At 34.5% G+C, this 17,421-nt stretch carries 15 protein-coding genes and 1 rRNA gene; 8 read left to right on the plus strand and 8 right to left on the minus strand.

The genetic code is table 11. The annotated features are described in order from the left end of the window. The first annotated feature begins 251 nt into the window (after positions 1-251). From udk to AB674_RS20745, 5 genes are all read left to right on the plus strand, one after another. On the plus strand, positions 252-860 hold the full coding sequence (gene udk, locus AB674_RS20725) for a uridine kinase (protein WP_047779201.1): 609 nt from the start codon (positions 252-254) through the stop codon (positions 858-860). Positions 861-1,002: 142 nt separating this feature from the next. Next, positions 1,003-1,338: an FtsB family cell division protein gene (locus tag AB674_RS20730; protein ID WP_047779202.1), complete on the plus strand. Its 336-nt coding sequence runs from the start codon at positions 1,003-1,005 to the stop codon at positions 1,336-1,338. Positions 1,339-1,357: 19 nt separating this feature from the next. Next, positions 1,358-2,722, plus strand: a complete 1,365-nt coding sequence (locus tag AB674_RS20735; protein WP_047779203.1) for a methylmalonyl-CoA mutase subunit beta — start codon at positions 1,358-1,360, stop codon at positions 2,720-2,722. A gap of 45 nt (positions 2,723-2,767) precedes the next feature. Continuing rightward, positions 2,768-4,897 carry a methylmalonyl-CoA mutase gene (gene scpA / locus AB674_RS20740; protein ID WP_047779204.1) on the plus strand — a complete coding sequence of 710 codons (2,130 nt, stop codon included), beginning with the start codon at positions 2,768-2,770 and terminating at the stop codon, positions 4,895-4,897. A 254-nt stretch (positions 4,898-5,151) separates the two neighbouring features. After that, positions 5,152-5,469, plus strand: a complete 318-nt coding sequence (locus AB674_RS20745; RefSeq protein WP_047779205.1) for a GIY-YIG nuclease family protein — start codon at positions 5,152-5,154, stop codon at positions 5,467-5,469. A gap of 349 nt (positions 5,470-5,818) precedes the next feature. Here the strand turns inward: AB674_RS20745 and AB674_RS20750 are convergent, their stop codons facing one another. The 5 genes from AB674_RS20750 to dapF all read right to left on the minus strand — a co-directional run bounded on the left by AB674_RS20750 (position 5,819) and on the right by dapF (position 9,918). Then, the gene (locus AB674_RS20750; protein WP_047779206.1) at positions 5,819-6,463 is read right to left on the minus strand and encodes a hypothetical protein; all 645 of its coding nucleotides are present in this window, start codon (positions 6,461-6,463) and stop codon (positions 5,819-5,821) included. Positions 6,464-6,562: 99 nt separating this feature from the next. Next, positions 6,563-7,426, minus strand: a complete 864-nt coding sequence (locus AB674_RS20755) for a DUF2279 domain-containing protein (protein WP_047779207.1) — start codon at positions 7,424-7,426, stop codon at positions 6,563-6,565. Between the two features lie 59 nt (positions 7,427-7,485). Further along, on the minus strand, positions 7,486-8,526 hold the full coding sequence (gene mltG / locus AB674_RS20760; RefSeq protein WP_047779208.1) for an endolytic transglycosylase MltG: 1,041 nt from the start codon (positions 8,524-8,526) through the stop codon (positions 7,486-7,488). Positions 8,527-8,536: 10 nt separating this feature from the next. After that, positions 8,537-9,070 carry a GNAT family N-acetyltransferase gene (locus AB674_RS20765; RefSeq protein WP_047779209.1) on the minus strand — a complete coding sequence of 178 codons (534 nt, stop codon included), beginning with the start codon at positions 9,068-9,070 and terminating at the stop codon, positions 8,537-8,539. A 65-nt stretch (positions 9,071-9,135) separates the two neighbouring features. Then, positions 9,136-9,918 carry a diaminopimelate epimerase gene (gene dapF / locus AB674_RS20770; RefSeq protein WP_047779210.1) on the minus strand — a complete coding sequence of 261 codons (783 nt, stop codon included), beginning with the start codon at positions 9,916-9,918 and terminating at the stop codon, positions 9,136-9,138. Positions 9,919-10,056: 138 nt separating this feature from the next. On the opposite strand from dapF, the gene AB674_RS20775 reads away from it, so the two are divergent. Both AB674_RS20775 and AB674_RS20780 read left to right on the plus strand, forming a co-directional pair. Then, a complete protein-coding gene (locus AB674_RS20775) occupies positions 10,057-11,457 on the plus strand; it encodes a trypsin-like peptidase domain-containing protein (protein ID WP_047779211.1) in 1,401 nt (466 codons plus the stop codon). A 240-nt stretch (positions 11,458-11,697) separates the two neighbouring features. After that, a complete protein-coding gene (locus AB674_RS20780) occupies positions 11,698-13,146 on the plus strand; it encodes a glyceraldehyde-3-phosphate dehydrogenase (protein WP_047779212.1) in 1,449 nt (482 codons plus the stop codon). A gap of 57 nt (positions 13,147-13,203) precedes the next feature. Here the strand turns inward: AB674_RS20780 and AB674_RS20785 are convergent, their stop codons facing one another. After that, positions 13,204-13,662 (minus strand): Lrp/AsnC family transcriptional regulator, encoded by a 459-nt coding sequence (locus AB674_RS20785; RefSeq protein WP_047779213.1) that lies wholly within the window; start codon positions 13,660-13,662, stop codon positions 13,204-13,206. 200 nt (positions 13,663-13,862) lie between these two features. Here AB674_RS20785 and ald point away from each other — a divergent pair, with 200 nt between their 5' ends. After that, positions 13,863-14,981 (plus strand): alanine dehydrogenase, encoded by a 1,119-nt coding sequence (gene ald, locus AB674_RS20790; protein ID WP_047779214.1) that lies wholly within the window; start codon positions 13,863-13,865, stop codon positions 14,979-14,981. Between the two features lie 175 nt (positions 14,982-15,156). On the opposite strand, the gene pafA is transcribed toward ald, so the two are convergent. Both pafA and rrf read right to left on the minus strand, forming a co-directional pair. Then, complete coding sequence (gene pafA, locus AB674_RS20795; RefSeq protein WP_047779215.1) at positions 15,157-16,776, minus strand: alkaline phosphatase PafA; 1,620 nt, start codon at positions 16,774-16,776, stop codon at positions 15,157-15,159. 481 nt (positions 16,777-17,257) lie between these two features. Then, positions 17,258-17,367: ribosomal RNA gene (rrf, locus tag AB674_RS20800) — 5S ribosomal RNA — on the minus strand. Positions 17,368-17,421: the final 54 nt, after the last annotated feature.

Here is a 17,421-nt window from a genome sequence, read left to right on the forward strand (position 1 = left end):
CCGACGGTAGTAACTGTCGGGATTTTTTTTATTTTTTTTATTTTTTTTCACCATATAAGTCATGTAAGTACATTTAAATGCAATGTAAATCTACGCGACTGCTTATATTTTCTTATATAACTTATATGGTTTAAAAAAAGCGTTAAACAATTCGCAATTAAGGCAAACAATTCTAAACCTTCTTTAAACTTCTTATTATAATATTGACTTAAATTATTATTTTTGCAATACAAATATATAACAACAAATTTATGCTCATTATTGGACTTGCAGGAGGAACAGGAAGTGGAAAAACAACAGTAGTACACCAAATCATGAACGAATTACCAGACACAGAAGTTGGCGTAATTTCTCAGGATTCATATTACAAAGAAACCACTAATCTATCATTTGACGAAAGAGCATTAATTAATTTTGATCACCCGCGTGCGATTGATTTTGAATTATTGGTAAAACATTTAAAAGCATTAAAAGCAGGAGAAACGATTGATCAACCTGTATATTCTTTTATACAACACAATAGAACAGACGATACAGTTTCAACACATCCGAGAAAAGTAATGATCGTTGAAGGAATCTTAATCTTAACAAATCCGGAGCTTCGTGATCTTTTTGATATTAAAATATACGTTCATGCCGATTCAGATGAAAGATTAATCCGTCGTTTAAAACGTGATATTTCAGAACGTGGTCGTGATATTGATGAAGTTTTAACACGTTATCAGAACACCTTAAAACCTATGCACGAGCAATTTATCGAACCATCAAAAGCTTTTGCAGACATCATTATACCAAATGACAAATACAACACTGTAGCTATTGATGTAGTTCGTGCCGTAATAAATCAGCGAATTTTATAATTTTTATTGTAAATTTATTGCATTAAAGCTAAAAGCCATAACCCGCTTTCCCTTTATCCTTTTATGATCGTCAAACCATAAAAAGATAAAGGAGCAGCCGGGTCAAAAGAGGAATCAAATACTAAAATTACAACCGTTTAAAATGAAAATAACAAACCCTTTCAAAGGAAAATCCTGGCTCAGTCTTCTGGGCAATAAATACGTTTGGGTATTATTATTTTTTGTGGTCTGGATGCTATTTTTAGATAATTACTCCTATTTTGATCACCGTTTCCTGGACCATCAAATTGATGAACTCGAAGACAATAAAAAATATTATCAAGAGGAAATCAGAAAAGATCAGGAACAAATCAAACTATTGAAAAATCCCGAACAAATAGAAAAATATGCCCGCGAGAAGTACTATATGAAAAAAGACAGCGAAGACATATACATCATTCAATTTGAAGGAGACACTATTCCCGAAACCAAAGAATAATCAGAAAAAAAACCACTAAATGGCTACTACCCTATTCGACGATTTTAGTCCTATTTCATCCAAACAATGGAAACAAAAAATTCAGTTTGAATTGGATGGAGCTGATTATAACGAAACCGTAATCTGGAATTCCCCTGAAGACATTCAGGTAAAACCATTTTATCATAGAGATGAATTCTCAAAAGCTGCTACCGTAGAGACAAAAGTCACTGAATTTAAAATTTGTCAGAACATCTTTGTTTATGATATTGACAAGTCCATTCAAAGAGCTTTAAATACCATAGAAAGAGGTGCTGAAAGTCTTCGTTTCACAATTGAAAACGAAAAAACTGACGTTCAGCAATTATTAGAAAGTCTTCCTTTAGAAAATAGAATTGTTTACTTTAATTTGAATTTCATTTCAATCGATTTCGTAAAACAACTCGACGCCATTGCCATTCAAAAAAAGAGTACTTTTTACTGTAATTTAGATCCAATTGGTCATTTTGCAAGAGAAGGAAACTGGTTTACTACTTCTGATAAAAATAATTTTGAGACGATTGAAAACATTTCAAAAGCAACTTCAAATACAACATTATTAAGTGTAGACTTAGGTCTGTATCAAAATGCAGGAGCCACAATCACACAACAAATCGGGTATAGTTTAGCGCACGCCAACGAGTACCTGAACCGCACACCCAACGCGCTAAAGCAGATTGTATTTCAGGTTTCGGTGGGAACTAATTATTTCTTTGAAATTGCTAAACTTCGCGCCCTGCGAATGCTTTTCAAATTGATAGCCAACGAATACCATCCGGATATTGACTGCCATTTACTAGTAACACCAACAAAACGCAACAAAACGATTTACGATTATAATGTAAATATGCTTCGTACCACCACCGAATGTATGTCGGCTATTCTTGGTGGAGCAGATGCAATTGCCAATTTGCCTTACGACTCCTTATACCACAAAGACAATGAATTTGGAGACCGAATTGCCCGAAATCAATTATTGGTTTTAAAACACGAAAGTTACTTTGACAAAGTAGACAATCCGGCCGATGGAAGTTATTATATTGAAAGCCTGACCATGCAACTTGCAGAAAAAGGACTGGCATTATTTAAAGATATTGAAGCTAATGGAGGTTTTCTGAAACTTTTAAACGATGGAACCATCAAAAAGAAAATTCAGGAAAGCGCCGCTAAAGAGCAGGAATTATTTGATTCTAAAAAAGAAGTTTTACTGGGAACCAATAAATACCCTAATAAAGACGACAAAATGAAACATGATTTAGAGTTGTTTCCATTTGTAAAAGTAAAACCTAGAAAAACGTTAATTACGCCAATTATAGAAAAACGATTAGCTGAAAAACTGGAACAGGAACGTCTGGAATTAGAATAATAGTTTTCCATAGTAATTAATCAAACTACTCAAAAGAGTATTTCCATGATAAGAAAAGACCTTACACATATAAAGTTAGATTTTAAAAGCGAGAAGCCCACTGTTGAACAACAACCAGCAAGCAGCTTTTTAACTGCTGAAGGAATTGAGCTGAAACAAACCTATTCTGAAAAAGATCTAGAGAACTTAGAATTTTTGGACTTTGGAGCAGGCTTTGCCCCTAATTTACGAGGCCCTTATGCGACCATGTACGTAAGACGCCCGTGGACGATTCGTCAGTACGCAGGATTCTCTACCGCAGAAGAAAGCAACGCATTTTACAGACGAAATCTTGCAGCAGGACAAAAAGGGCTATCGATTGCCTTTGACTTACCTACACACCGCGGCTATGATTCAGACCACGAACGTGTTGTAGGCGATGTCGGAAAAGCCGGTGTAGCCATAGATTCTGTTGAAGATATGAAAGTACTCTTTGACCAGATTCCTTTAGATGAAATGTCGGTTTCAATGACCATGAATGGCGCAGTATTGCCTATTATGGCCTTTTATATTGTGGCAGCCGAAGAACAAGGAGTCGCCATACAAAAACTTTCAGGAACTATACAAAATGATATCCTGAAAGAATTTATGGTTAGAAATACCTACATCTATCCACCCACCCCTTCGATGAAAATAATAGCTGATATTTTTGAATTTACGAGCAAGAAAATGCCCAAATTCAATTCGATCTCAATCTCAGGATATCATATGCAGGAAGCCGGTGCAACCGCCGATATTGAATTGGCATACACTCTGGCAGATGGTTTAGAATACATCAGAACCGGTCTTTCTACGGGAATGACCATTGATGAGTTTGCTCCGCGCCTTTCTTTTTTCTGGGCCATCGGAATGAATCATTTTATGGAGATTGCCAAAATGAGAGCGGGAAGAATGATCTGGGCAAAATTAATCCAACAATTTAACCCAAAAAGCGATAAATCTTTGGCATTAAGAACCCACTGCCAAACTAGTGGTTGGAGTTTAACTGAGCAAGATCCTTTTAACAATGTGGCCAGAACTTGTATCGAAGCAACGGCAGCCGCTTTTGGAGGAACCCAATCTTTGCACACCAACGCCTTAGATGAAGCAATTGCTTTACCAACCGATTTCTCGGCAAGAATTGCCCGTAATACACAAATCTTTTTACAAGAAGAAACAAAGATCACCAAAACAGTCGATCCTTGGGCCGGTAGTTATTATGTTGAAAGCCTGACAAACGAAATTGTAAAAAGCACCTGGAAACTGATTGAAGAAGTAGAAGAATTAGGCGGAATGACCAAAGCCATCGAAGCCGGAATTCCAAAACTAAGAATCGAAGAAGCTGCAGCCAGAAAACAGGCAAGAATTGACAGCGGACAAGATATTATCGTAGGTGTAAACCAATTTAGATTAGAAAAAGAAGATCCTTTACATATCCTTGATGTAGACAACCAAATGGTTCGAAAACAACAAGTAGAGCGTCTGGAAGAAATAAAATCAAAAAGAGATACTGAAAAAGTAAATCAATCACTGGAAAAATTAATTCTTTGTGCTAAAACCGGACAGGGAAACTTACTCGAAATTGCTGTTGAAGCTGCCAGAAACAGAGCAACTTTAGGCGAAATCAGTGATGCTCTGGAAAGTATCTTCGGAAGATTTAAAGCACAAATTAAATCCTTTAGCGGTGTGTATAGTGCAGCAATAAAAAACGACGAGACTTTTGAAAAGGCAAAACAATTAGCAAATGTCTTTGCAAAACAAGAAGGAAGACGCCCAAGAATCATGATTGCCAAAATGGGACAAGACGGACATGATCGTGGCGCAAAAGTAGTAGCAACAGGCTACGCCGATGTTGGTTTTGACGTAGACATTGGTCCGCTTTTTCAAACTCCTGCCGAAGCAGCTAAACAAGCGGTAGAAAATGACGTGCATATATTAGGCGTTTCATCATTGGCCGCCGGACATAAAACATTGGTCCCTCAAGTAATTGAAGAACTTAAAAAACACGGTAGAGAAGATATAATGGTAATTGTAGGTGGTGTAATTCCCGCACAAGATTATCAATATTTATTCGATGCCGGTGCCGTTGCCGTTTTTGGTCCCGGAACTAAAATTAGTGAAGCTGCTATAAAAATTCTAGACATCTTAATTGACTAGAAAATTAAACATCATAAAAACTGCTTTTTTTGAGCAGGTAAAGTAATTCTAAGAGAGACAGTTGTCTCTCTTTTTTTTTCCTCTTTGTCATTTCGACAAAGGAGAAATCACACAAGAAACTCCGCATAGAAAATCGCCAATCTTTGTCGAATATTGGATGCGATTTCTCCTTTGTCGAAATGACAAATGGATTAAAACAAATATTTGGGCTACTCAAATAATAAGTATATTCGTACTTTAAAATAGTGCTCAATATGCTAAATCCTCAATACGGTTATCATACTTATTATGTTTACATTATCACAAATAAACATCGTTCGACGTTTTACATTGGTGTGACCAAGAATTTAAAATTGAGATTGTATCAACACAAAGAAAATATAGAAATCAAGAAGAAAACATTTGCATCAAAATACAATATTGAATTTTTAGTTTATTATGAAAAATTTGTTTGGATTCAAGAAGCAATTCTAAGAGAAAAAGAATTAAAAAAATGGAACAGGGATAAAAAACTAGCGTTAATTAAAAAACAAAATCCACTATTTGATTTTCTTAATTATCATTTTCAATAATCTGTTTTATTACCTTCACCACAAAGTATGTCATTTCGAGGTACGAGAAATCACACACGTAACTCCACAAAGACTGGAGATTTTCTATGCGAAATTTCTTAATTATCGTTTTGACTAGCCCAATTTATTACCTTCACCACAAACTATGTCATTTCGAGGTACGAGAAATCACACACGTAACTCCACAAAGATTGGCGATTTTCTATGCGGAATTTCTGGTGTGATTTCTCGTACCTCGAAATGACAAGCTCGTGCATAATCCCACATTAAAAAAGACAGACATAAAAAAATTAGACATAAAAAAAAACCTGCTCTAAAAAGCAGGTTCTCTCATAAAGTTCACACTCTATTAATCATTAATTGTAGCATTACTATCTGCTTCAATATAAGAAAGGTCATAACCTCCGAAAGCTTTCATATAACTTCTCAACGAAGTACCAAAAGCATCTCTGAAATGCCTGTTTCCTTTGTTTTTAAAGAAGTTTTTTACTGAACCAGCTCCTCCAAGGTGTGCGGCAGCCAAAATTCCAGATTCTGTAATTTCGATACCACTAATCACTTTCCCTTCATACTTTTCAATTTCGTTACGCAAAATCCATTTGTTTTTAGACAATAACGCCACGAATGCTTTTTCCTGTAAAGCGGGATCTTTCAAAAAGGCTTTTTCATTACGGACACCGATTGCTCGTAAAGCTTGAGAACCAAATTGGTATTTCCCCATATATCCCAGGGAATTTACTAATCGGTATTTACCTTGAGATTCTTTAAAAGCTACTGCTTCTTTAAAACCAATAAGATGATTTCCGGTGTAGGGAAAGTTGTAATTTAAATTAGGATAATCATCCTTTTCTTGCGATGGAAATAAGTATTCGGATCCATCTGTTTTTTCGATTAAAAACCAAGGTTTGGTTTTTAGATTAAAGGGTTTAAAACCCAGGCTTAAAAATGTAATAACTACGATCAAACTCGAGTAAAAGTACCATTTCTTTATCATAAATTGTTTTTCTTCAAAACGCTGTCACCTTTTTGAAATTTCTACGGTGCAAAGGTAAAACAATTTACAAATATACTGATAATCAATTAATTAACGTTTTTAAAAATAAAACGCATGTGCTTTAAGCCCTTTATTGGCGGAGTATTCCAAAGTTGGCGCCGGAATTTTAATCGTGTTCAAAACCGAGAAAATAGTTTTCAAAAAATGCGATTTTGTGTTAATTTTAGCTAAATCAACATCAAAACTAAGAAAAAACTGACGGTATCTTTCGGGATTTTCGACTGAAATCGGAATTTCGTTTTGCACATTTCCCGATAACATGCCTTCGGCTCCATATCCAAAAGCAACATTAAACCACTTCGGAATTTTTGATTTTTTTGCAAAAGAATGAAGATTTACAGAAAGCCAATACGTCTGTCCATTATAATCTTTTAGTACTTGCTCATTAAGAGATTTCCCTAAAACATTTGGTCTTTGATTGGCATATGAAGTTGTATGAAAAGAAAACTTAGGTGTAATACGCTGCTCTTTCCAAAGTAATTCCTGAGAGACATACAATGCGGTTCCTGCAGTATTAGCAATAATATCGCCCGAAGAAGCTCCCCATTCAGAAGAATAACCATCCATCACTTCAACGGCTGCCAGAAAAACAAAGCCTATACCCGCACCATAAATTAATTGCTTTTTAGTATCAGCACCGCTCCAATTAAGTGCTTCTGCACCAAATCTTCCCAAATGATAAGCAGAGTAGAAATGGCCCACTTTATCCATTTGCAGCCATTCTTTATTATCATTTATAAAATGAAAATTTGACTTCGGATAATCAGAATACCAGATCTGATTTAAACCCAATAAAGTGACTGAAGCTAAAGCAGCTTCAGTCACTATAACTGTATTTTGTCTTTTTAGATTTAAAGTATCTGAAGGCGTTAAAAAAGCATCGATTTTACTTTGAGCTTCCATCCAATGAAAATTCAAAAAAAATAAAACCGATAAAATAAGGATCTTTTTAAAACTCAAAACTATCTTGTTACGCCCTGACTAGCGATCCAGTCTGAATATTTTTTTGCATTTACAGTATGTTGCTCATAAGTAGAAGCAAATTCATGATATCCAAAACGATCTACGCTGGCACAAAAATAAATATAATCATGCTTCTCCGGATTTAAAACCGCATCAAGAGCCGTAATGTCAGGCATCGCAATTGGCCCCGGAGGAAGACCTACATTTACATAAGTATTGTAAGGAGATTTCATAATCAGGTCATTATAAAAAACTCTTTTTATAACCTGATCAAAATCATTCGCTTTTAATTTTAAAGCATAAATAACGGTCGGATCAGCCTGTAACGGCATCGCCAAACGCAAACGATTTAAATATACACCTGCAATTCGAGGTCTTTCGTCTTTTTTAACGGATTCTTTATGAACAATAGAGGCCAAAATTGTAGCCTGAACCGGAGTCAATCCCTGAGCTTTTGCTTTTGCAATACGATCAGCTGTCCAGAAATTATGGTATTCCTTGATCATTTTATCACGAAACTTTTCTGCAGAAGTATTCCAATAAATTTCATAAGTATTCGGAATAAACATCGCAAAAACATTCTCTTCATTAAAACCGTTTGCTTTTAAGAAAGTCGAATCTTTAATCGCTTTCATTAAAGACAAACTGTCCGCTTCGATTTCTGCTCCTACTCTTCCGGCAAAATTCTCTAAACGTTCCTGGTTATTAAAAGCTAATTTCACAGGGACATTAGAACGCATCGCACGAACCAAATCGATGTTATTCATATCTTTTTTAAGCAAAAAACGACCTGATTTTACATTTTCAGGATAACTTCTTTTATTGGCAACCATTTCAAAATTATCGAAATTCTTGATATACGGTTGTATTATTTTTTTCACATCCGTATAATTGGCTCCGGTAGGAACGTATACGTACACTTCTTTTTCTTCGAATTTAGTATTGGCACTAAAAATTCTACTGATTAAAATAAATCCGTAAATCATTAAAACTGAAATTACGGCTACGGCAGCTAACGTGATTATTTTTTTTATACTCAAAGCTAAGATTTTAAATTTGTTTGTTAATTAACTGAAAAATTGCTTCGTCCTGATACTGATTGTTTACCAGAATCCAATCTTTTTTAATTCCTATTTCCTTGAAGCCAAATTTAGTAAAAAGTGCTATACTAGCTACATTCCCTACATTAATATTTGCATATAATTGATGCAGATTTAAATTGTGAAAAGAGTATTTAATCAGTAGCTCTAAAGCCTCAGAACCAATATTTTGCTTTCTGTTCTCTTTACTTTGAATCACAATTCCAACTCCTGCTCTGTTATTTTTAGGATCAAATTCAAATAAATCAATCAATCCAACAGCCGGAAAATCTTCATCCTGACAAATCGCCAACCGCAATTGTTTGGCTTCATAAATATCCTGATGCGCATTTTCGAGATACTGCCGAACTAAAAACCTACTATAAGGCGTTTGGGTATTACTAACCTCCCAAATACTCTGATCGTTCTCCATTGCATACACAAATTCCAGATCATTAGGTTCTAATGCCCGCAGGTAAACCGATTCTCCTTTTAGAGTTATCATAGTTGATTTTAGATTTTAGATTGCTGATATTCGATTTCTGATTTCAGATCTTTCACTTATAACTTTTAAACCTCAATAGTTCCTTTAAAAACAAATTTTGCAGGTCCGGTCAAAAACACATTCGAAAAATGATCTCCGGTTTTATCAAAAGAAACGATTAGTTTTCCACCTTCAACATTCAAATTAATTGAAGTTTTATCCGTTTGACCAATTGCATTCATCGCTATTGCAACAGCTGTCGCACCGGTTCCACAAGCTAAAGTTTCATCTTCAACACCACGCTCGTACGTACGAAGCGAAAAAGTGCTGTCGTCTACTTTTTTAACAAAATTAATATTGCTTCCTTTTTCTCCATATAAAGCACCATAACGAATTGCCGCTCCATTTTCTTTCACATTATAATGCTCTAAATCTTCAACAATTTGCACGTGATGCGGAGAACCTGTATTCAGAAAAGTATAAGAATCTTTCTTTTGAATTTCATCAACATCTATCATTTGCAATGAAATAATAGCATCTTCTCCAACAGACGCGTGATGTAAACCGTCTGTTGCTATAAAAGTTGTTTTATTTTCAATTACACCCAACTGATTAGCAAATGCAACCAGACAACGACCACCGTTTCCACACATGGAACTCTGATTTCCGTCTGAATTATAATATACCATTCTAAAGTCAGTCTCGGAATCATTTTCCAGCAAAATAAGTCCGTCAGCTCCGATTCCAAATCGTCTGTCACACAGGCGTTCAATCAGTTTTATATTGTCTTTAGGAAAAAATTCAGAACGATTGTCAATCATCACAAAATCATTCCCTGTACCTTGATATTTATAAAATTCTACTTGCATTTTTTGTCTTTAAGAAGTACAAAAGTACGAACTATTAATTAATGAAATGTTAATCATTGTTAAAGAGCGTTAAACCATTTTTCTAAATAATTTTTTGAAGTAATTTTACGTTAAATAACTTAAATATAAATTCTAATTATGAAAAGATTTTCAGCCTTATTTTTAGTGTCATTATTTAGCGGCGCTATTACCCTTGGTGCTTACAAGTTATTATTTGAAAGCAACACTTCTTTTTTTGGAAAAGGAAATTCTGTTGTAACTCTTGCTCCCAATTCGTTTGGCAGAAATGTTGCATTAGCAGCAGAAACTGTAGATTTCACAGCAGCCGCAGACAAAACAATCCACACCGTTGTTCACGTAAAAAACGTCTCGCGACGAACTGTTAGTAACCCCATGATGGAATTTTTCTATGGTTATGGCGGACAGCAGCAGCAGGAACAAGTAGGAACCGGTTCGGGTGTAATTATTTCTGAAGACGGGTACATTGTAACCAACAATCACGTAATTAAAGACGCTTCGGAAATTGAAATTACGTTGAACAATAAAAAATCATATACAGCCAAACTTATTGGTACAGATTCTAAAATGGATATTGCTTTATTAAAAATCAATGCCGATGAAAAACTTCCTTACACGACTTTTGCGAATTCAGATTCTGTAAAAATCGGTGAATGGGTTCTGGCCGTTGGAAATCCGTATAATTTAACTTCGACTGTAACTGCGGGAATTGTTTCGGCAAAAGCCAGAAATTTAGATACAAAGGGCATTCAGTCCTTCATTCAAACGGATGCTGCCGTAAATCCCGGAAACAGCGGTGGCGCTTTGGTGAATACTCGTGGAGAATTAATTGGAATTAATACTATGATTTCTTCAATGACGGGTTCTTATGTTGGATACTCATTTGCCGTTCCGTCTAATATTGCCCGAAAAATTATCGAGGACATTATGGAATTTGGGAATGTTCAAAGAGGAATTCTAGGTGTTGAAGGAGGAGAATTAAACAGTACCGCTTCAAAAGAATTGGGAATTACTGAAACGCAAGGTTTTTATATTAGTAAAGTTTCCAAAAATTCCGGTGCAGAAAAAGCCGGACTGACAAAAGGTGATATTATTGTAAAACTGGACGAGCAAAATATTTCAACTTATGCAGACCTTTCGAGCTACATCAATGCCAAACGCCCAAATGATGTTGTTAAAGTGACTTATATTAAAGACGGAAAAACGAAAACTGTTCCGGTAACTTTAAGCAAAAATGAATTTTACAGCACCGAATTTAAAGGTATAGAATTGGAAAATATTGATGCTGCCGATAAAAAGAAATTCAACATAAATTATGGTGTAAAAATCAGAAGTATTTCTAATGAAAATTTAATGCAGTACCAAAATGAATTACAAGGCAATATTATTTTAAGTATAGATAATGTTAAAGCAACAAATATTGAAACGGTTTCAAAACTCTTAAATAAAAAAGATGAGGGACAAAGTATGCGTCTTGAAATGATCAATAAAAATGGAGAAATTCTAAGAATTATTATCTAAACATCTTACTCAAATTAAAACGAAAGGCCATCTTATTTTTAAGGTGGCTTTTTTATTTTTCTTCCCAAAACCATTTCTGTTTTTGTTTTCAGGAACCCAATTTTAATTTAACAGGAATAAAATATTTTTTTCGTGAGTTTCAAAAAAAAATGCTAAAATAGTTTACGAAATCGATTGAAATGGGTACTTTTGCGCAAAATTTTAAAATAGTCCTCTATTTATTTTTCCAAATTTCCAATTATGAGCAAAAAATCTTTGTACCAAAAAGAAGTATCACTTCAAGTCGACCGAAGAAGAGCTGGTGTCGAATTAATCAAAATCATAAGTGATTTATGGTATGACAAATCCATCGAAATGGTTTTATTCAAGAATCAATTATTGGATAAAAATGTAAGCGATATTATTAATTTACATCAATACGCAGGTGAGTTTGTTGGTAAGCCAATCACCATTTTTGATTCAGTTGAAATTGCTCAGGTTATCCTGTCGTTAGATCTTCCACCTTCAAAATTAGATTTAGGAAAACTAACTTACGAGTATCGTCTGGAAGATGAGAAATATCCTGATGCAAGATATTTTGTACTTGATAAATTAAAAGAAGCCAAATCATCAGAAGAAATTCAACCAAAAGATGTGGTTTTATATGGTTTTGGAAGAATTGGTCGCTTATTGGCCAGAGAATTAATGTCTAAAACTGGAAAAGGAAATCAATTACGTTTAAGAGCAATTGTAACTCGTGATGCAAACGATGCCACTAGTTTAGAAAAAAGAGCTTCTTTATTACGATACGATTCAATTCACGGAGATTTCCAAGGTTCTGTAACTACTGACCCTAAAAATAATGCTTTGATCATCAACGGAACTACAGTTCATATGATCACAGCAAATACACCGGAAGAAATAGATTACACACAATACGGAATCAATGATGCTTTGATCATTGACAATACCGGAGTTTTCACTACAGAAGTTGCTTTACAAAGACACTTGACTTCAAATGGTGCCGGTAAAGTTTTATTGACTGCGCCAGGAAAAGGAGTTCCTAATATTGTACATGGGGTAAACCATAACGAATACAATCCTGATGAGATTAATATTTTCTCAGCAGCTTCTTGTACTACAAATGCCATTACACCGGTATTAAAAGCTATCGAAGATACATTGGGAGTTGTAAAAGGTCACCTGGAAACTATCCATGCCTACACAAACGACCAGAATTTAGTAGATAACATGCACAAAAAATACCGTCGTGGTAGAGCTGCAGCTTTAAATATGGTAATCACTGAAACAGGAGCCGGAAGTGCTGTAGCCAAAGCTTTGCCTTCGCTAGAGGGTAAATTGACTTCAAATGCAATTAGAGTTCCAGTTCCAAATGGTTCATTGGTAGTGCTGAATTTAGAAGTTAAGAAAGGAACGACAGTTGCTGCGATCAATAAAATAATGAAAAAATATGCTTTAGAAGGAGAATTGGTAGAGCAAATTAAATATTCATTAAATAATGAATTAGTTTCTTCAGATATCGTTGGTACATCTGCGCCTTCAATTTATGACAGTAATGCTACAATTGTATCTAAAGACGGTAAAAATATTGTATTATACATCTGGTACGACAATGAATACGGTTATAGCCATCAGGTTATCCGTTTAGCCAAATATATTGCAAAAGTAAGACGTTTCACTTACTATTAATATAAACCAAAACCAGTGTTAAATAAAACCATCAAGTTTACTTGGTGGTTTTTTAATTTAGATAGGCAAGACCGTGGTACTTTTTACTTCAGAAATTACAAAAACGGTATTTAATAAGGAGACTTCCGGTAAAACTGATAATTTCTGTTGGTGAAAACGATGGTAGCTTTCCATATCCGGAATGATAATTTTGAGCATATAATCAAAATTCCCCGAAACATAATTACACTCTACCACTTCCGGTAAATTCAAAATAGATTGATTAAACCCCTCCGAAGTGTCATAAGTTTGTTTGGTCAACGTAACTTGGCAATACACAGTAAGGTTATTTCCGAGTTTTTTCTTGTTTAAAATCGTGACATATTTTTCTATAACGCCCTCTTTTTCAAGACGTTTGACCCGATCATGAACCGGCGTTAACGATAAATTAATCTTATTTGCAATGTCTTTTAACGTGTAATGCGCATCTTCCTGTAAAAGTCGTAGGATTTTTTTGTCAGTTTCATCTAAAGCCATAACGAAAACGATATAAATTTTGATTTAAAAAAAGTCTTTTTTTCTCTTTCAGGAAAGAAAAATACTTCCCAAAAGAATATTTTTCTGTAAAAGTAACAAATAAAATAATATTTTCTTATTTATCAATCAATTATCAATAATATATTCTCTAACTGTAAATTTGTAAAAAACAATTTCAAAAAACAAAAAAATATAACAATATGATAATAGGTGTTCCAAAAGAAATCAAGAATAACGAAAATCGTGTAGCTTTAACTCCAGCAGGAGTTTCTGAAATGAAAAAACACGGTCATGTAGTTTACGTTCAAGCAACTGCAGGTGTAGGTAGTGGTTTTGCTGATGAAGAATATGCAAAAGCTGGTGCAACAGTTTTAGCAACTATTGAAGAAGTATATGCTATCGCTGAAATGATTATCAAAGTAAAAGAGCCTATTGCTTCTGAGTACCCATTAATCAAAAAAGATCAATTACTTTTCACTTATTTCCACTTTGCATCATCTGAGCCATTAACACACGCTATGTTAGAAAGAGGAGCGGTATGTTTAGCTTACGAAACAGTTGAAAAACCAGATCGTAGTTTACCTTTATTAGTTCCAATGTCTGAGGTTGCAGGTCGTATGGCTATTCAACAAGGAGCAAAATACCTTGAAAAACCATTAAAAGGAAGAGGAATCCTTTTAGGAGGTGTTCCAGGTGTTCCACCGGCAAAAGTTTTAGTTTTAGGTGGAGGTATCGTTGGTACTCAAGCAGCTAAAATGGCAGCAGGTTTAGGAGCTCAGGTTACTATTATGGATTTAAGCTTACCACGTTTACGTCAGTTAGATGATATCATGCCAGCTAACGTAAATACAGAAATGTCAAATCACTATAACATTACCAGAGCAATTGCTGATGCAGATTTAATTGTTGGTGCAGTTTTGATCCCAGGAGCAAAAGCGCCTCACTTAATCACTCGTGATATGTTAAAATTAATGCGTCCGGGAACTGTTGTTGTTGACGTAGCGGTAGATCAAGGTGGTTGTATTGAGACTTGTACTCCAACAACTCACGAGAACCCAACTTTTATTATTGATGATATTGTTCACTACTGTGTAGCAAATATGCCGGGAGCTGTTCCTTATACTTCTACATTAGCTTTAACTAATGCTACTTTACCGTATGCTGTACAGTTGGCTAACAAAGGATGGGAAAAAGCTTGCGCTGAAAATGAAGAATTGAAAAAAGGATTAAACGTTGCTAATGGTAAAATCCTTTACAAAGGAGTTGCTGAAGCATGGAATCTTCCTTTTAACGAAGAAGTAGTGTTAGCAAACGCATAGTTGCTAGCATTATAATAAGTGCTTACTAAATAAAAAAGGCTTTTCTTAATTGAAAAGCCTTTTTTGTTACAAAAAACCCTGTCTTGAATTAAGACAGGGTTTTTAAATTTAATATGCGTCTAGTACTTAAATAACGATGTTTTTACCTCAATTATTTAAAACTACCAATCCTAGATTACTTCTTTTCATCCAAAACTTCTTGAAGCACTTTTGCTTCAGTTCCATTTGGAAAGGTAACTTTTATTTTTTGCGCTATTGTTGGTGCAATTTCAGTTATTCCTTTTTTATCATACGACTCTCCTTTTTTGATATGCCAGCCATAAAAAATCGCAGGAACATGTGTATCATAGCTATAAGGTGTCCCGTGTGAAGTTCCCGTAGTTGAATATTCAATATCACCCGGTTTGTCTACAATAATCAAATCTCCATTTTGAGTTACATCATACCCTTTTGCGACAAAGTTTAAATAGTAATCATTTCCGGAATTAGCCAAAATTTCTTCCTCGGTATACACTCTCTTTACTTGTGGTTGTTCAATTAAAAAACTTTTAAAAGCCTTCTTTACATTAACTAAATCCAATTTTTTATCCTTAACAAGTTTCTTATTGAAGAAAATATTAAAGTTAGAATAATTTAAAATTAAATCTACTCCAAAAGTTTTCACAGAAAAATCCTGTAAGCTTTTCCTAACGTCTTTTGATGGATAATTATCTACATTATATTTATGATCTTTTAAATAGATAACATTTTCTGCCCCTGCATGATCAGCAGTTAGAAAAAGTAAATAATTGTCTTTTCCAACCGTTTTATCAAGATAAGCTAAAAAGTCAGCAATAGTTTGATCCAATCTCAAATAAGTATCCTGAAGCTCCATAGAACGAGGTCCAAGTAAATGACCAACATAATCAGTCGAAGAAAAACTAACAGTAAGGAAATCGGTACTATTGTCTTTACCCAGATCTTCCTTCGCAATAGCTTCCATAGCAAACTCAGCTAACAAATCATTCCCATATGGAGTCGCTCTTAAGATACCTGCATCATTTTTCTCATACATTGTTTTCAAATCATATGGAAAAACAGGCGCTGCACTACCATATAGTTTCCCTTCATACGGGTTATTATCCGGTAAGCTTTCATTGTATGTGCTAGCTGGTTTATATAAATCCCAACCTTTATTAATATACTTCAAATAACGCTTCTCATTATTGAACTGGGTAACCCAATCAGGTAATTTATCCCCATAAAAAGTACTCGAAATAAAAGAACCTGTTTTGCTGTACCAGAATGCCCAATTTGCAAAATGTCCTGCAGGCAAAATTGCTCCACGATCCTTCAAACTAAGACCGATTACTTTTCCAGTAAAATTTGTTGCCATTCTAACTTCGTCAGTTATAGTAGTACTTTGCAGATTCTTTGGTGACATTGCACCCTCTTCTACAGTACCATCTCCAACCGTTTTAACAGATGCATCATCTGTACAGTACATTTCTTTACCAAGCGTTCTGCTAAACCATTCATTACCTACAATTCCATGTGTTGCCGGTGTCGTCCCTGTATAAATAGAAGCATGTCCCGGTGCAGTATAAGTTGGCATGTAATTATAATGCATATTCTGAAAAGTATATCCATTATTTATTAATCTATTAAAACCATTTGGAGAAAAATCATCTGAAAACCGATAGAGATATTCCATTTTCATTTGATCAACTACAATACCTACAACTAATTTTGGGCGCTCTTGAGCACTTAAACTTGTGATAGCAAATAATACCAACAATAAAATACTTTTTTTCATATTTAGATTATAATTAAAAAACAAAAATACAGATTCGCATTTAAAAACTCTAGTCACTCCTACTCTAAAATCCTTTATTTACTATAATTTAACAGATTTTCAGAAGTTTAATAACGATAACAAGTCATTTAATTTTAAAGTTAATCCGTTACTTGCGAAGATTTCTAATTTGTAATACTAAACAAACGCACAATTACCCTCTAACCTCTTTTAAACACCAAGTTCGCAAAGATTTCATAAACAATACAAAGAAAAATTTTAGATGAAACTACCCAATTTATATCTGTAAATTTGATCATTACAGCAGTTATAATGGCGTTTCTTATATGTGCTGCTTAACCCAAAGCACGCAAGGATTTACGCAAGGAGTCGCAAAGTAAATCTAAAATGAACTTACATCACTTATATGGTTTAAAAAAAACAACAACCAAAAGTTATATAAAACAAAAAACCCTATCCGATTTGGATAGGGTTCTTAAAAGAAAGGCGACGACATACTCTCCCACATAACTGCAGTACCATCTGCGCAGGCGGGCTTAACTACTCTGTTCGGGATGGGAAGAGGTGAGCCCCGCCGCAATAACCACCTTAAGGTCGTTGTTACTTGAGGTAACGTACAATTAATTAAAAATTTAATATTAATAA

Origin of the sequence: Flavobacterium sp. ABG, assembly GCF_001027725.1 — a bacterium.
Classification (GTDB): Bacteria; Bacteroidota; Bacteroidia; order Flavobacteriales; family Flavobacteriaceae; genus Flavobacterium; species Flavobacterium cupriresistens.

Excerpts from the sequence above, each read along its gene's own strand:
- udk (WP_047779201.1), top strand. The coding sequence starts at position 252 with ATGCTCATTATTGGACTTGCAGGAGGAACAGGAAGTGGAAAAACAACA.
- AB674_RS20730 (WP_047779202.1), top strand. The coding sequence starts at position 1,003 with ATGAAAATAACAAACCCTTTCAAAGGAAAATCCTGGCTCAGTCTTCTG.
- AB674_RS20735 (WP_047779203.1), top strand. The coding sequence starts at position 1,358 with ATGGCTACTACCCTATTCGACGATTTTAGTCCTATTTCATCCAAACAA.
- scpA (WP_047779204.1), top strand. The coding sequence starts at position 2,768 with ATGATAAGAAAAGACCTTACACATATAAAGTTAGATTTTAAAAGCGAG.
- AB674_RS20745 (WP_047779205.1), top strand. The coding sequence starts at position 5,152 with ATGCTAAATCCTCAATACGGTTATCATACTTATTATGTTTACATTATC.
- AB674_RS20750 (WP_047779206.1), bottom strand. The coding sequence starts at position 6,463 with ATGATAAAGAAATGGTACTTTTACTCGAGTTTGATCGTAGTTATTACA.
- AB674_RS20755 (WP_047779207.1), bottom strand. The coding sequence starts at position 7,426 with ATGGAAGCTCAAAGTAAAATCGATGCTTTTTTAACGCCTTCAGATACT.
- AB674_RS20765 (WP_047779209.1), bottom strand. The coding sequence starts at position 9,070 with ATGATAACTCTAAAAGGAGAATCGGTTTACCTGCGGGCATTAGAACCT.
- dapF (WP_047779210.1), bottom strand. The coding sequence starts at position 9,918 with ATGCAAGTAGAATTTTATAAATATCAAGGTACAGGGAATGATTTTGTG.
- AB674_RS20775 (WP_047779211.1), top strand. The coding sequence starts at position 10,057 with ATGAAAAGATTTTCAGCCTTATTTTTAGTGTCATTATTTAGCGGCGCT.
- AB674_RS20780 (WP_047779212.1), top strand. The coding sequence starts at position 11,698 with ATGAGCAAAAAATCTTTGTACCAAAAAGAAGTATCACTTCAAGTCGAC.
- AB674_RS20785 (WP_047779213.1), bottom strand. The coding sequence starts at position 13,662 with ATGGCTTTAGATGAAACTGACAAAAAAATCCTACGACTTTTACAGGAA.
- ald (WP_047779214.1), top strand. The coding sequence starts at position 13,863 with ATGATAATAGGTGTTCCAAAAGAAATCAAGAATAACGAAAATCGTGTA.
- pafA (WP_047779215.1), bottom strand. The coding sequence starts at position 16,776 with ATGAAAAAAAGTATTTTATTGTTGGTATTATTTGCTATCACAAGTTTA.